Source organism: Vibrio sp. 811 (genome assembly GCF_033339195.1).
In genome coordinates this window covers 1-677 of sequence record NZ_JAWOUB010000446.1, presented here as the reverse complement: position 1 = coordinate 677, position 677 = coordinate 1, and the positions used below count along the sequence as shown (strand labels likewise).

Here is a 677-nt window from a genome sequence, read left to right as displayed (position 1 = left end):
TCTGGATGAAAAATGACCAATGATGCTTGGTTTTGATTTCCTATTGTTCGAAAAACTTGAATAAGTAGCTCGAATCGCTCTGCTCATGATTATTTTTCTCCAAACTAAAATAAAACCATGTCGATAGCCTGAGCTGAAACGCGATTTGCAGACAGCCATCAAGGCGAACGAGGAGAAGAAGTATGAGCACATTCAGAGAAATTCGTCAGTTGATTCCATCGCAACCTACCGCTGACGGTGATGGTGTTAAAATTCGTCGAGTTGCAGGTTTTAACAACACGAGCTTTTCACCATTTTTAATGATGGATGAGCTGAAATCCGATCAACGTTCTGACTACATTGGTGGCTTTCCTCCTCATCCTCATCGTGGGATTGAAACGCTGACTTATATGCTGAAAGGTCATTTTCAACATCGTGATCACATGAACAATGTCGGCGAATTGCGTTCAGGTGGTGCACAATGGATGGCGGCAGGTCGCGGAGTAATACACAGTGAAATGCCAATTATGCAAGACGGTGAGCTGCATGGTTTTCAGATATGGATTAATCAACCAGCCAAAGACAAAATGAAACCCGCTCAATACCACGATTTTCAACCAGAAACGATCACGGAATTTGACAATGCAAAGACAGGGCTTGTTCGTGTCATTGCTGGTGAGTTGATGATTGCGGGAGAA

At 43.1% G+C, this 677-nt stretch carries 1 protein-coding gene; it reads left to right on the top strand.

Going from position 1 to position 677, the window contains the following annotated elements:
- Positions 1 to 182: 182 nt before the first annotated feature.
- Positions 183 to 677: pirin family protein (locus R7Q46_RS27395; protein ID WP_318078303.1), on the top strand; the 495-nt coding region annotated here is incomplete at its 3' end.